Source organism: Streptomyces sp. NBC_01451, assembly GCF_036227485.1.
Classification (GTDB): domain Bacteria; phylum Actinomycetota; class Actinomycetes; order Streptomycetales; family Streptomycetaceae; genus Streptomyces.
Map to the genome: position 1 here is coordinate 7,830,700 of NZ_CP109479.1, position 13,555 is coordinate 7,844,254.

Below are 13,555 nucleotides of genomic sequence, written 5' to 3' on the forward strand. Positions count from 1 at the left end.
CGGACCGTACCGGCGTCCCCGCGCCGTCCGTGGTTCACCGGGTCACCGGTTCCGTCCACCGTCCGGTAGCTCGTCCAGTTGTTCCATGCCCGTGCTCAGGCGGCCACACCGTCCCGGCGCAGTGCTGCGATCTCCTCGCCCGTCATCCCCACGGCACGCAGCAGTGCATCGGTGTGCTCCCCGAGCGCGGGCACATCACCCATCCGCGCCCCGGCCCCGCCCGGCAGGGTGATCGGCGGCAACAACGCGCGCAACGGCCCCACCGGTGACCCCACCTCCCGCCACCGGTCCCGCGCCGTGAACTGCGGATGCTCCGCCACCTCCTGTACGTCCCTCAGCCGCGCGCACGCGATCCCGGCCCCCTCCAGCCGCGCCAGGGCCTCGTCGGTCCCCAGCCCGCCGAGGGCCGCGGCCACCAGGGCATCGGTCCGCTCCCTGTTCCCGACCCGCGCCGCGTTCGTCGCGTACGCCGGATCGGACCCCAACTCGGGCCTCCCCAGCACCTGTTCGGCCAGCCGCCGCCACTCACGGTCGTTCTGCACCGACAGCAGCACCCGACCGCCGTCCGCCGTCGGATAGGCGTCGTACGGGGCGATGACGGCGTGCGCGAGGCCGGTGCGCGCCGGGGGAGTGCCGTCGTGCATCGCATGGTGGAGGGGGTGCCCCATCCACTCGGCGAGCGCGTCCAGCATCGACACCTCCACCGGTCCGCCCCGCCCGGTCACGCCCCGCCGTACGAGCGCCGCCAGCACCCCGGAGAACGCGTACATCCCGGCCGCGATGTCCGCGGCCGGGATCCCGGCCTTGACCGGCTGCCCGGGCGTACCCGTCACCGACACCAGCCCGGCCTCGCACTGCACGAGCATGTCGTAGGCCCGCTTGCCGGCGTACGGCCCCGACGGCCCGTATCCGGAGATGTCCACGGCGATCAGCCGGGGGTGCGCGGCGCAGAGGGTGGCCGCGTCGAGGCCGAGGCGGGCGGCGGCGCCGTGGGCGAGGTTCTGCACGAACACGTCGGCGTCGGCGACCAGCCGCCGGACGACGGCGAGGCCCCGAGGATCCTTGACGTCGAGGGCGAGGGACTCCTTCCCCCGGTTGCACCACACGAAGTGCGAGGCGAGGCCGTGTGCGGCGGTGTCGTACGCCCGTGCGAAGTCGCCGCCGTCGATCCGCTCGATCTTGACGACCCGGGCGCCGAGGTCGGCGAGCTGCCGGGTGGCGAACGGGGCGGCGACGGCCTGTTCGAGGGCGACGACGGTGAGACCGTCGAGGGGGAGGGGTTCCATGCGGGGGATCATGTCGTCTTTTCGCCCCCGCCGCCCCTACCCGTCCCGTCCTCGGGGGCTCCGCCCCTGAACCCCCGCTCCTCAAGCGCCGGAGGGGCTGAATGTCCAGCCCGTCCGGCGCTTGAGGACGAGGCCCCTTCAGGGCCTAAGCGGGGGTCTGGGGGCGGCAGCCCCCAGGAACGGGACGGGTAAGGGCGGCGGGGGTGAGAACAGCACCTCGGGCGGTCAGGCTTCGCCGTCCGTGTACCGGCGTACAGCCAGGGGCAGGAACACCGCGATCAGCACCCCGCACCACGCCAGCGACCCGGCGACAGGGTGGACGACCGGCCACGCGCCGTCCACCGGGACCGGAGCGTTGCCGAACAGGCTTCGCATCGCCGTCGCGACCGCGCTGATCGGGTTCCACTCGGCCAGGGTCCGCAGCCACCCCGGCAGACCGTCCGTCGGGATGTACGCGTTCGACAGCAGGGGCAGCAGGAAGGTCGCCCCGCCCAGCTGACCCGCCGCCTCCTCGCTCCGGGAGAGCAGCCCGAGGCAGATCCCGATCCATGTCGTGGCGAACCGGAAGAGCAGCAGCAACCCCACCGCACCGGCGGCCCGCAGCGCCGACCCCTCGATCCGCCACCCCACCGCGAGCCCGACGAGGAGGAACGGCACGGTCCCCGCGGCCGTCACCACAAGGTCCGCGAGTGCCTGCCCCAGCGGTACGGCGGCCCGGCTGATCGGCAATGTACGGAGCCGGTCGGTCACCCCCCGGTGCATGTCCTGGGCCGCCTGGAACATCCCCGTCATGATGCCGTTGGCGGCGGTCGCCACCAGCAACCCCGGTACCAGGAAGGCCCGGTAGTCCTCGCCGGGCATCGCGAGGGCGCTGCCGAAGACGTAGCCGAAGAACAGCAGCATCGTGATCGGCATGGACTGGGTGAGGATCAGCAGCCCCGGGTTGTGCCGCAGCCGCCGCAGATGCCGGCCCAGCATGGCCGTACCGTCGTATGCCAGGGCGGAGATCGTGGAGATCGCGGAAGCCGGGGAAGCCTTGGCGGTCAACGTGCTCACGCGGCAAGCTCCTTGCGCTCGGTCAGGCGGAGGAACACGTCGTCGAGGGTCGGCGGGCGTAGGCTCACGTCGAGCAACGCCACGCCCGCGGTGTCGAGTTCGCGCACCAGTCGGGGGAGGGTGACCGTCGGGTCGGTGGTGACCGCGCCGACGACGAGCCGGTCGCGGTCCAAAGCCGGTTCGGAACCGGTGAGTTGGTCCAGAACTCCCGCCGCGCGGAGCAGTGCGTCGGCATCGGCCGTCACGACCTCGGCGTACGAGCCGATGAGCGCCTTCAGTTGGGCGGGAGATCCGGTGTGGGCGACCCTGCCGTGCTCCACCAGGGCGATCTCGTCGGCGAGTCGGTCGGCCTCCTCCAGATACTGAGTGGTCAGCAGGACAGTCGTACCCTCGTCCCTCAGTCCGCGTACGGCCGCCCAGATCTGGTTGCGGGCCGCGGGGTCGAGTCCCGTCGTCGGCTCGTCCAGGAAGAGCACCTCGGGCCGCTCCACGAGGCTCGCCGCGAGGTCGAGGCGGCGGCGCATGCCGCCCGAGTAGGTGGACGCGGGCCGGTCTGCGGCGTCGGCCAGTCCGAAGCGGTCGAGCAGTTCGGCGGCGCGCGCGGCGGGCCCCCTGACCCGGTGCAGCCGGGCGAAGAGCCGTAGGTTCTCGCGGCCGGTGAGATCCCCGTCCACCGACGTGTACTGCCCGGTGACGCCGATCCGGCGCCGTACGGCAGCCGCCTCCCGCACGAGGTCGTGCCCCGCGACGCGCGCCGAGCCCGCGTCGGGCCGAAGCAGCGTGCTGAACAGCCGCAGGGCCGTGGTCTTGCCCGCGCCGTTGGGCCCCAGCAGCCCGCACACGGACCCCTCGGCCACGGCCAGGTCCAGCCCGCGCACGGCACGGACCTTCCCGAAGGACTTCTCCAGCCCCTCACTAAGTACAGCGTACGTAGTAGTCATGCGGTGACCATAGCGCACTACGTACGCCGTACGTAACTACGATGGGTGGTCGAGGTGATGATCGATGGCCGGCCGAGCCGCCGTACCCGAAGTGATCTGGACGCGTCCCGAACGTGCGGGCCGTGGTCCCAAGGCCGCGTACAGCCGCGCCGACATCGCGGCCGCCGCGGTGCGGATCGCGGACGCGGAGGGGCTCGACGCGGCCTCGATGCGGCATGTCGCGGCCGAACTGGGCTGCGGCACGATGTCGTTGTACAACTACGTCCCCCGCAAGGAGGACCTGTACGAGCTGATGGTCGACGCGATCAGCGGCGAGCACGAGCTGTGGGAGCCGTCGGGCGACTGGCGCGCCGACATGCTCCGGGTGGCCCACCAGACGCGCGCCCTCATGCGGCGCCATCCGTGGCTGCCGCGTCTGATGTCCCCGGTCTACGGCTTCAGCCCCAACGCCCTGCGCTATCTCGAACACTGCCTGACCTGCCTCGACTCCTTCGACGCCTCCTACGGCACGAAGTTCGAGCTGATCGCGATGCTCAACGGCCTGGTGACGACCTACGTCGGCAACGAGCTGGCGACGGCCGAGCGGGCGCGGTCCCTGCCGTGGTCGGAGGAGCAGGAGAACGCGATGCGGATCGGGTATCTCGGGGGGCAGGTGGCGAGCGGGGCGTATCCGCGGATGGCGGCGGCGTTCATGGAGGACGCGGGGCCGATCGATCTGGAGGCGGTGTTCGAGCGGATGCTTCTGCGGGTGCTGGACGGGTTCGCGCCGCGGGGGTGAGGGGTTCGTTGCCGGGTGCGGGTTCGTTGTGGCTTGTCGCGCCCACGCGGCGGAGCCGCACGATGTCACAGCCCCGCGCCCCTTGAGGCAGCTCGGTCACAGCAGCGTGAACTGGCCTTCCGGGCCCTCTTCCCGGTGGTCCAGGACCGACGCGGGGCGGCGTGCCGTGTCCGGTGCCGGGAGTACGCCCGCCGTCCGCAGCTCGCTCGCCGTGATCGGGTCCGTCACCTTGACCTCGGCCTGTTGCGGGCGCAGTTCCGCCAGCAGTGCCAGTACCGTGATCAGTTCCAGCAGCTCGGAGGTCCAGGGCTGCGGCCAGGTCGCCGGACGGATCTCCTCCAGGGTCCCGGGCTCGGCGGGACCGGACAGCCGCACCGCCAGCCACTGCTCCAGCACCCGCACCCCGCCCGCCTCGAAGTCCCACGCCTCCGGCGGCACCGGGGAGATCCGGCCGTCGTCGACATCGAGGGTCTCCTCGGTGCGGTCGTAGTGGACGGCGACCGGGCGGGAGGGCAGCGGCGCCCGCACGTACGGCCGCCGTCCGCCGGGCAGTTTGGGCCGGTCTCCGTCCCGTCGCATCAGCCACAGCATCCGGCGGCCCGACTCGACACCCCGGGACCAGAGTCCGGGATCGGCGGTGAGGGGGACAGCCAGGCCCGGGCGTACGGCGGCCAGGGCCCAGGCGAGGACGTCGAGCGGGCCGGTGCGGTGGCCGAGGCGGTCGGAGAGGTGGTCCAACAGGCCCGGCGCCAGGTTGGGTTCGGTGCCGCCGGGGCGCCGGTAGAGGGGGCGGATCCGGCCCGGGCGGACCAACGGCAGCAGGCCCGAGGCGAGCAGCAGCGGCCCGCCGGAGTCCGCCGGCGCGGTCGCCGCCTCGACGACGAACACCTGCTGTTCGTCCGCCACCCGCCACAGCTCCGGACGTGCCGCGTCGATCAGCCGGTGGTCCGGGATCAGCCACTGCTCGTCGAAGGGCGCCCGCAGGACCCGTACCGGCTCCGCGCAGGGGCCGGTGGCACGGGCGAGTCTTTCCGTGCCGCCGTGCCTGCCCGGCAGTTGTCCGACCGCCGAGTGCGGGGTGCGGGCGCGCGTCGGTTCGAACAGGGCCTCGCGGTCCGGTCCTTCGGCCTTCAGGAGGGTGTCCCAGCGTGTCCTCAGGGACGCGGCGTCGGGGGCCGCCGGCCACCCCCGGCCCAGCCGCGGCGGTGCGACGGACCACGGCATGAGGTCCGCGAGCAGCGGAGCGTCGTCGTCGGGCGTCACGCTCGGCATCGTACGACGCCGCCTCCTCTCCCGGTCCTAGGTCGCGTCCAGAGTCACCGTGAAGGAGAAGCGGTCGCCCCGGTAGTTGATGACGGCGACGTCGAGGACCCGGCCCGTCTCGTCGTACGCGACACCCGTGTAGTGCAGGATCGGGCTGAGCAGCGGGACCCGGAGCAGCCGGGCCGTCTCCGGGTCCGCGAGGCGGGCCTGGACGGTGTCCGTGATCCGGCTGATGTCCACGCCCACCACGTCCCGCAGCACCTTGGTCATCGGCCAGCGCACCAGATCGCGCCGGTCGATGCGCTCGGCGAGTTCCGGACGGACGTAGTTGCGGGCGTGGTTGGTCGGTTCACCGGTCTCCTCGTCGCCGCGCAGCCGGTGGTACGTGGCCACCTCGACGAGATCCGGAAAGAACTCGGCGAGTTCGGTGGGCACGGGCGCCCTGCCGTGGTCGAGGAGCTCGGTCGTCATGCCGGACTGCTGGGCGACGATCGCGTCGACCGAGCCCAGCAGTCGTACGGGAGCGCCGCGTCGGGCGTCCGGCTCGATGAACGTGCCGCGCCTGCGGTGTCGGCTGATCAGCCCCTCGTCCTCCAGTTCCTTCAACGCCTGGCGCATGGTCAGCACGCTCACGCCGTAGTGCCCCGCCAACTGCTCCTCGGTGGGCAGCCGCAGCGGGTCCCGCGCCGAGCGGCCGAGGATCGAGGCGCGCAGGGACTGCGAAACCTGGTACCAGAGCGGCAGTTTGCGGTTCAGGACGATCGAGTCGGGCGCGAAGGAGGTCACGGAGGTATCCGTACCGGTCGGCAACGCTCAGTGCAACGGGCGGAAGTGGCGTTGGAGGCCCGACCACACGTCGTCGTACCCGGGTTGCAGATGCTCCGCCCGTGCCGCCTGTGCCGTCAGGGTCATCGGCCACCGTGTCTCGAACATGAACGCCAGCCCGTCGTCGACCTTCTGCGGCCGCAGCTCGGCGGCGCTGGCCCGGTCGAAGGTCTCCCGGTCGGGCCCGTGCGCGGACATCATGTTGTGCAGCGAGCCGCCCCCGGGCAGGAACCCGTCCGCTTTCGCGTCGTACGCGCCCTCGATCAGCCCCATGTACTCGGTCATCACGTTCCGGTGGAAGTACGGCGGCCGGAAGGTGTCCTCGCCCACCAGCCAGCGCGGCGCGAAGACGACGAAGTCGATGCCCGCGAGCCCCGGGGTGTCCGACGGCGACGTCAGCACCGTGAAGATCGACGGGTCCGGATGGTCGTACGAGAGGCTGCCGAGGACGTTGAAACGGCGCAGGTCGTAGGCGTACGGGACATGGTTGCCGTGCCAGGCGACGACGTCGAGCGGGGAGTGGTCGTACTCGGCCGCCCAGAGGTTGCCGCAGAACTTGTTGACCACCTCCACCGGACCCTCGACGTCCTCGTACGCGGCGACCGGCGCCCGGAAGTCCCGTGCGTTGGCCAGCCCGTTGGCGCCGATCGGGCCGAGGTCGGGCAGCCGGAAGGGGGCGCCGTAGTTCTCGCACACGTAACCGCGGGCCGTCGGGCTCCGCCCGCCGCTCGACGCCGGGTCGGTCAGCTCCACCCGGAAGCGCACCCCGCGAGGGATCAGCGCCACCTGGCCCGGCTCGACGAACAGCGGCCCGAACTCGGTGCGCAGCAGCAGCCCGCCGGTCTCCGGGACGATCAGCAGCTCCCCGTCGGCGTCGCTGAACACCCGCTCCATCGAGGAGTCGGCGTGGTAGAGGTGCACGGCCATGCCGCTGCGCTGTGTGGCGTCGCCGTTGCCGCCGAGGGTCCACAGGCCTGCCAGGAAGTCCGTCCCGGCCGGGGGCTCGGGCAGTGGATTCCAGCGCAGGCGGTTCGGATCGGGCACGGATTCCGTGAAGGGGGCCGTGCGGATCGCGCCGTTGCCGGTGGGGGTGAACGGGGGATGCGCGGCCGAGGGGCGGATGCGGTACAGCCAGGAACGGCGGTTGTGGGCGCGGGGCTCGGTGAACGCCGTACCGCTGAGCTGCTCGGCGTAGAGGCCGAGGGGGGCGCGCTGTGGCGAGTTGCGGCCCTCGGGCAGGGCGCCCGGGACGGCCTCCGAACTGTGCTCATTGCCGAAACCGGACAGCGACGAGAGCCCGGCGAGGCTGCCGAGTCCCTCGTCGGCCTTCCGTGCGTCCTCGCTCATCTGCGCTCCCTCGCTCCCTGGCCCTCATTCCTATGCTTCACCGTAGGATTCGGCGTTCGCGGGCGCAAGAGGGGGAAAGTAAGGGGCGAGGTTCACCGGACCGTCGCGGAACGGCATGATGAATCCCGTGCCCCCAGCGACCTCGCTACGTCGTGCGCCCGTACAGCGGCGCAGTGCCGAACGGCTGACCAGAATCCTCGACGCCTGCGCCGACCTCCTCGACGAGGTCGGCTACGACGCCCTGAGCACCCGGGCGGTGGCGATACGCGCCGGTGTCCCCATAGGCTCCGTGTACCGCTTCTTCGGCAACAAGCGCGCCATGGCGGACGCGCTGGCCCAGCGGAACCTGGAGCGCTACATCGCGCGCGTCACCGAGCGCCTGGGGCAGGAGACCGGGGGCGGCTGGCGCGGGGCCATGGACGCCGTGCTCGACGAGTACCTGGCGATGAAGCGGACCGCGCCGGGCTTCTCGCTCGTCGACTTCGGCAACCAGATCCCGGTCGGCAAGCGTGACGCCGGGCCCAACCACCTCGTCGCCGACACCCTCACCGCTCTCCTCTCCGACGTCATCGGCCGCGAACCGGACGACGACCTTCGCCGCACGTTCCTGGTCGCCGTCGAGACCGCCGACACCCTGGTCCACCTGGCCTTCCGGGTCGCCCCGGAGGGGGACGAGCGGATCATCGCGGAGGCGCGGGAACTGCTGAGGGCGTATCTGGCGCGGGTGCTCGACTGAGGTTCCCGGTCACGCCCGGTCACGCCCGGCCGCACTCGGTCGACTCGCCAGGCCCGGCCGAGGTGGGTGCGCGCAACCCCTCCCCTCCATCCGTACCGGTCGGTATGCTCGACTCCATCCGTGCGTCACCGTTGCCGCCACCCACCGGGAGGACCCGTGTCCAGCCCCACCGACTCCCGAACCGAGTCCCGCACCGCCCTGCGTGTCTGCCCCCTGTGCGAGGCCACCTGCGGACTGACGCTCACCATCGAGAGCGGCCGGGTCACCCGGGCCCGCGGTGACCGCGACGACGTGTTCAGCCAGGGGTTCATCTGCCCCAAGGGCGCCTCCTTCGGAGCCCTCGACAACGACCCCGACCGGCTGCGCACCCCCCTCGTGCGACGGGACGGCGAGTTGCGCGAGGCGAGCTGGGCGGAGGCCTTCGACGCCGTCGCCGCGGGCATCCGGGGCGTGGTCGAGCGGTACGGGCCCAACTCCGTCGGAGCCGTCTTCGGGAATCCGAACGTGCACACCGTGGCCGGAGGTCTCTACCCGCCGGTCCTGCTCGCCGGCCTCGGCACCCGCAGCGTCTTCACCGCCTCCACGGTCGACCAGATGCCCAAGCACGTCTCCAGCGGGCTGCTCTACGGCGACGCCAACGCGATCCCCGTCCCCGACCTCGACCGCACCGACCATCTGCTGCTCATCGGCGCCAACCCCCTTGAGTCCAACGGGAGTCTGTGCACGGCACCCGACTTCCCCGGCAAGCTCAAGGCCCTCAGGGCGCGCGGCGGCACGCTCACCGTCATCGACCCGCGCCGCACCCGCACCGCCAGGCTCGCCGACCGGCACATCGCGATCCGCCCCGGCACGGACGCCCTCCTGCTCGCCGCGATGACCCACACCCTCTTCGCCGAACACCTCGTCGACCTGGGCGAGTTGGCGCCTCATGTCCAGGGCGTCGACGAAGTGGAGGCGGCCGTACGGGACTTCACCCCCGAGGCCGTCGCCGAGGCCTGTGACGTGGACGCCGGCACCATCCGTACCCTCGCCCGTGAACTCGCCGCCGCGCCCACCGCCGCCGTCTACGGCCGCATGGGCAGCTGCACCGTCCTGCACGGCACCCTCGCCAGCTGGCTGGTCGACGTCCTCGACATCCTCACCGGCAACCTCGACCGGCCCGGCGGCGCCCTGTTCCCGCAGGCGGCCACCGACCGGACACCCCGGCCGGCCGGACCCAGCCACGGGTTCGCGCTGGGCCGCTGGCACTCGCGGGTCGGTCGACACCCGGAGGCGAAGGGCGAGTTGCCGCTCTCCGCGCTCGCCGAGGAGATCGACACCGTCACCGCGGAGGGCGAGCCGATCCGCGCCCTCGTCGTCGCCGCAGCCAACCCCGTGCTCTCCGCGCCCGACGGCAACAGGCTCGACAAGGCGCTGGACTCGCTCGACTTCATGGTCAGCGTCGACCCCTACCTCAACGAGACCTCACGTCACGCGCACGTCGTGCTGCCCCCGCCCCCGCCCTCGCAGAGTCCGCACCACGACTTCGCCCTCAACACCCTCGCCGTCCGCAACCAGGTCCGCTACAACCGCCCCGCCGTCCCCCTGGAGCCGGGCAGGATGGCCGAGACCGAGATCTTCGCGCGGCTCGTCCTGGCCGCGACCGGCATGCACGGCGCCGACCCCGGTGCCGTGGACGCCATGGTCATCGACCAGACCCTCGGCAAGGCCGTCAGGGAACCCCACTCCCCGGTCCACGGCCGCGATCCGCAGCAGCTCGCCAAGGAGCTCGACGGCGACAACGGCCCCGAGCGGCGCCTCGACCTGATGCTCCGCCTGGGCCCGTACGGCGACGGCTTCGGCGTACGACCGGACGGGCTGAGCCTCGCGAAAGTGCTCGCCCACCCGCACGGCATCGACCTCGGACCACTTCGGCCGCGCCTGCCGCAGCCCCTGAAGACGCGCAGCGGAAAGATCGAACTGTTCCCGGAGCCCATCGCCGGCGACCTGCCCCGCCTGCGCGAGGCCCTGCGCGAGCGCCCCGCCGGGATCGTGCTCATCGGGCGCCGGCATCTTCGCTCCAACAACAGCTGGATGCACAACGTGCCCGCCCTCACCGGCGGCACCAACCGCTGCACGCTGCACATCCACCCCGAGGACGCCGAACGCCTCGGTGTCCTCGACGGAGCCCCGGTGCGGATCAAGGGCGCCGGGGGAGAGGTGGTGGCTCCCGCCGAGATCACCGACGCCGTACGGCGCGGGGTCGTCAGCCTGCCTCACGGGTGGGGACACGACAGGCCGGGGACCCGGCTGGCGCACGCCGCCGTCGACCCCGGTGTCAACGTCAACCAGCTCCTCGACGGCAGTCTGCTGGACCCGCTGTCGGGCAACGCCGTGCTGAATGGTGTACCCATCGATCTCGCCCCAGCAGGCACAACGCTGTGACCTGGAGTTTTGCGCTTATTGCTCGCGCGTCAACATCTTGTTAAGACTTGTGGGGCCGACCTAACGTCAACGCACTGCCGACTCCGGTGGGAGTTCAAGGGCGAACGTTAGGTAACCCACTCATGTTGACCATTCTGGGCTTCACGATGATCGCGACCTTCCTGGTCCTGATCATGCTGAAGAAGATGTCGCCGATCGCGGCGCTCGTACTGATCCCGGCACTGTTCTGCGTCTTCGTCGGGAAGGGCGCCAAGCTCGGTGACTACGTCATCGACGGCGTCACCAGCCTCGCCCCCACCGCGGCGATGCTCATGTTCGCGATCGTCTACTTCGGTGTGATGATCGACGTCGGTCTCTTCGACCCGATCGTCCGAGGGATCCTGAAGTTCGCCAAGGCGGACCCGCTGCGGATAGTCGTCGGTACGGCGATCCTCGCGGCGATCGTGTCCCTCGACGGCGACGGCTCGACCACCTTCATGATCACGGTCTCGGCGATGTACCCCCTGTACAAGCGCCTCAAGATGAGCCTCGTCGTGATGACCGGCGTCGCCGCGATGGCCAACGGTGTGATGAACACCCTGCCCTGGGGCGGTCCGACGGCCCGTGCCGCGACGGCCCTGAAGCTCGACGCCAGCGACATCTTCGTCCCGATGATCCCGGCCCTCGCCGTCGGCCTGGCCTTCGTCATCGCCCTCTCGTACGTCCTCGGCCGCCGCGAGCGCAAGCGGCTCGGCGTGCTCACCCTGGACGCGGTCCTGGTGGAGGAGCGGGAACAGGAGCAGGAGTCGGAGACCGTGCTCGTCGGCGCCGGTTCGGGCGCCAAGTCGGCCGTGGGCTCCGGTGCGGGCAACCCGGCCCCGCTCACCGGCGGTTCGGGTGCCGAGGGCGCCACCGACAGCGGCAGCACGGACGATGACGACGACCGGATGCTGAAGGTCCTCGACCCCAACCGCACCACCCTGCGCCCCAGGCTCTACTGGTTCAACGCGCTCCTCACGGTCACGCTCCTCACCGCCATGATCATGGAGTGGCTGCCGATCCCGGTGCTGTTCCTGCTCGGCGCCGCGCTCGCCCTCACGGTCAACTTCCCGCACATGCCCGACCAGAAGGCCCGCCTCGGCGCCCACGCCGAGAACGTCCTCAACGTCTCCGGCATGGTCTTCGCCGCCGCCGTCTTCACCGGCGTCCTCACCGGCACCGGCATGGTCGACCACATGGCCCGCTGGCTCGTCGACAACATCCCCGACGGCATGGGCCCGCACATGGCCTTCGTCACCGGCCTGCTGAGCATCCCGCTCACCTACTTCATGTCCAACGACGGCTTCTACTTCGGTGTCCTGCCCGTCCTGGCCGAAGCCGGCGCCGCCCACGGCGTCTCCCCGCTGGAGATCGCCCGCGCCTCCCTCATCGCCCAGCCCCTGCACATGTCCAGCCCGCTCGTCCCGGCCGTGTACGTCCTCGTAGGCATGGCGAAGGTCGAGTTCGGCGACCACACGAAGTTCGTGGTGAAGTGGGCCGTGCTGACCTCGCTGGCCATCCTCGGGGCAGGCATCCTGTTCGGCATCATCTGACCGTCCGGGCGGCTCCCCGCCCAACTGTCCGTTCAACCGCCCTTCCCTGTCCGACCGTTCGATGGAGGACACGACCATGAGGCCCGGTGGGAACCGCGGCTGGCTGCTCCGCCTAGTCATCGCCTTCAGCTTCACGCAGGGGGCGGTGTCGATGGCCCGGCCCGCCGTCTCCTACCGGGCCCTCGCGCTGGGCGCCGACGAACGGGCGATCGGCGTGATCGCCGCCGCGTACGCCCTGCTCCCGCTCTTCGCCGCCGTACCCCTGGGCCGCCGCACCGACCACGGCCGCTGCGCACCCCTGCTGACCGTCGGTGCCCTCCTGGTCTCCGGCGGCTGCGCCCTCGGCGCGACCGCCGGCTCCCTCGGCACGATGGCCGCGTGGAGCGGGGTGATGGGCCTCGGACACCTCTGCTTCGTCATCGGCGGCCAGTCGATCGTCGCCCGCCGGTCCGCCCCGCACGAACAGGACCGCAACTTCGGCCACTTCACCATCGGTGTCTCGCTGGGCCAGTTCGTCGGCCCGATCGCGGCGGGCGCGCTGATCGGCGGCCACGACATGGCGGCCACCAGTGCCCGCGCCCTGCTGGTCGCGGGCGCGGTGGCCGCGCTGTCGTTCACGTCGTTGTGGCGCGTCGAGGACCGTACGGCCGTCAAGTCCCGTACGGAGCAGGGTGATCGCGTCCCCGTGCACCGCATCCTGCGCACCCGGGGCGTCCCCGCGGGCATCTTCGTCAGCCTCGCCGTACTGTCCGCGACGGACATCCTGACCGCCTACCTTCCGGTGGTCGGCGAGCACCGGGGCATCGCGCCGGCGGTGATCGGCGTACTGCTCGGGCTGCGCGCGGCGGCCACCATCGCGTGCCGGCTGGTGCTGACGCCCCTGCTGCGGCTGCTCGGCCGGCGCCTGCTGCTCACGGTGACCTGCCTGCTGGCAGCCGTGCTGTGCGCGGGGATCGCGCTGCCGGTGCCGGTGTGGGGGCTGGCCATCATGCTCGCGGTACTGGGCTTCTGCCTGGGCGTCGGACAGCCGCTGTCGATGACGACGGTCGTCCAGGCGGCCCCGCCCGGCGCCCGTTCCACCGCCCTCGCGCTGCGTCTGACCGGCAACCGGCTCGGCCAGGTCGCCGCGCCCGCCACGGCCGGTCTGGTCGCCGGGGTCACGGGTGTGGCGGCGCCGTTCGTGATGCTCGGCGCGCTGCTGTTGCTGTCGGCGGGGACGGCGATGCGCTCGTCGGCCCCGCAGGTGCAGGCGGAGAAGCCGGAGAGGGCCGGAAGGGTGATGTCCGACGGGGCGTAGGGCGTTGCTTGCCGCTTCGTGGGTGCTTATG

At 71.8% G+C, this 13,555-nt stretch carries 11 protein-coding genes; 5 read left to right on the forward strand and 6 right to left on the reverse strand.

Going from position 1 to position 13,555, the window contains the following annotated elements:
• Positions 1-95: 95 nt before the first annotated feature.
• From OG595_RS34495 to OG595_RS34505, 3 genes are all read right to left on the reverse strand, one after another.
• Positions 96-1,298: a CaiB/BaiF CoA transferase family protein gene (locus OG595_RS34495; protein ID WP_329278942.1), complete on the reverse strand. Its 1,203-nt coding sequence runs from the start codon at positions 1,296-1,298 to the stop codon at positions 96-98.
• 213 nt (positions 1,299-1,511) lie between these two features.
• Positions 1,512-2,264, reverse strand: coding sequence for an ABC transporter permease (locus OG595_RS34500; protein ID WP_329283441.1), 753 nt, complete (start codon positions 2,262-2,264; stop codon positions 1,512-1,514).
• 74 nt (positions 2,265-2,338) lie between these two features.
• Complete coding sequence (locus OG595_RS34505) at positions 2,339-3,283, reverse strand: ATP-binding cassette domain-containing protein (protein ID WP_329278944.1); 945 nt, start codon at positions 3,281-3,283, stop codon at positions 2,339-2,341.
• 64 nt (positions 3,284-3,347) lie between these two features.
• Here OG595_RS34505 and OG595_RS34510 point away from each other — a divergent pair, with 64 nt between their 5' ends.
• Positions 3,348-4,061, forward strand: a complete 714-nt coding sequence (locus tag OG595_RS34510; RefSeq protein ID WP_329278946.1) for a TetR/AcrR family transcriptional regulator — start codon at positions 3,348-3,350, stop codon at positions 4,059-4,061.
• 96 nt (positions 4,062-4,157) lie between these two features.
• Here OG595_RS34510 and OG595_RS34515 read toward each other — a convergent pair whose 3' ends face one another.
• From OG595_RS34515 to hmgA, 3 genes are read right to left on the reverse strand one after another with little or no spacing between them, the layout of a single operon-like run.
• A complete protein-coding gene (locus OG595_RS34515) occupies positions 4,158-5,333 on the reverse strand; it encodes a type ISP restriction/modification enzyme (RefSeq protein ID WP_329278948.1) in 1,176 nt (391 codons plus the stop codon).
• 27 nt (positions 5,334-5,360) lie between these two features.
• Positions 5,361-6,110 (reverse strand): GntR family transcriptional regulator, encoded by a 750-nt coding sequence (locus tag OG595_RS34520; RefSeq protein WP_329278950.1) that lies wholly within the window; start codon positions 6,108-6,110, stop codon positions 5,361-5,363.
• A gap of 27 nt (positions 6,111-6,137) precedes the next feature.
• Entirely contained in the window at positions 6,138-7,496 is a 1,359-nt protein-coding gene (gene hmgA, locus OG595_RS34525; RefSeq protein ID WP_329278951.1) for a homogentisate 1,2-dioxygenase, read from the reverse strand.
• 118 nt (positions 7,497-7,614) lie between these two features.
• Here hmgA and OG595_RS34530 point away from each other — a divergent pair, with 118 nt between their 5' ends.
• From OG595_RS34530 to OG595_RS34545, 4 genes are all read left to right on the forward strand, one after another.
• Positions 7,615-8,232: a TetR/AcrR family transcriptional regulator gene (locus tag OG595_RS34530; RefSeq protein ID WP_329283443.1), complete on the forward strand. Its 618-nt coding sequence runs from the start codon at positions 7,615-7,617 to the stop codon at positions 8,230-8,232.
• A 156-nt stretch (positions 8,233-8,388) separates the two neighbouring features.
• Positions 8,389-10,656, forward strand: a complete 2,268-nt coding sequence (locus OG595_RS34535; RefSeq protein ID WP_329278953.1) for a molybdopterin oxidoreductase family protein — start codon at positions 8,389-8,391, stop codon at positions 10,654-10,656.
• A gap of 122 nt (positions 10,657-10,778) precedes the next feature.
• Entirely contained in the window at positions 10,779-12,227 is a 1,449-nt protein-coding gene (locus tag OG595_RS34540) for a CitMHS family transporter (RefSeq protein ID WP_329278956.1), read from the forward strand.
• A 76-nt stretch (positions 12,228-12,303) separates the two neighbouring features.
• The gene (locus OG595_RS34545) at positions 12,304-13,524 is read left to right on the forward strand and encodes an MFS transporter (RefSeq protein WP_329278958.1); all 1,221 of its coding nucleotides are present in this window, start codon (positions 12,304-12,306) and stop codon (positions 13,522-13,524) included.
• Positions 13,525-13,555 lie beyond the last annotated feature (31 nt).

Bases quoted from the DNA above. Each gene is read 5' to 3' on its own strand.
- OG595_RS34495 (WP_329278942.1), bottom strand. From the start codon at position 1,298: ATGATCCCCCGCATGGAACCCCTCCCCCTCGACGGTCTCACCGTCGTC.
- OG595_RS34500 (WP_329283441.1), bottom strand. From the start codon at position 2,264: ATGCTGGGCCGGCATCTGCGGCGGCTGCGGCACAACCCGGGGCTGCTG.
- OG595_RS34505 (WP_329278944.1), bottom strand. From the start codon at position 3,283: ATGACTACTACGTACGCTGTACTTAGTGAGGGGCTGGAGAAGTCCTTC.
- OG595_RS34510 (WP_329278946.1), top strand. From the start codon at position 3,348: ATGGCCGGCCGAGCCGCCGTACCCGAAGTGATCTGGACGCGTCCCGAA.
- OG595_RS34515 (WP_329278948.1), bottom strand. From the start codon at position 5,333: ATGCCGAGCGTGACGCCCGACGACGACGCTCCGCTGCTCGCGGACCTC.
- hmgA (WP_329278951.1), bottom strand. From the start codon at position 7,496: ATGAGCGAGGACGCACGGAAGGCCGACGAGGGACTCGGCAGCCTCGCC.
- OG595_RS34530 (WP_329283443.1), top strand. From the start codon at position 7,615: ATGAATCCCGTGCCCCCAGCGACCTCGCTACGTCGTGCGCCCGTACAG.
- OG595_RS34540 (WP_329278956.1), top strand. From the start codon at position 10,779: ATGTTGACCATTCTGGGCTTCACGATGATCGCGACCTTCCTGGTCCTG.
- OG595_RS34545 (WP_329278958.1), top strand. From the start codon at position 12,304: ATGAGGCCCGGTGGGAACCGCGGCTGGCTGCTCCGCCTAGTCATCGCC.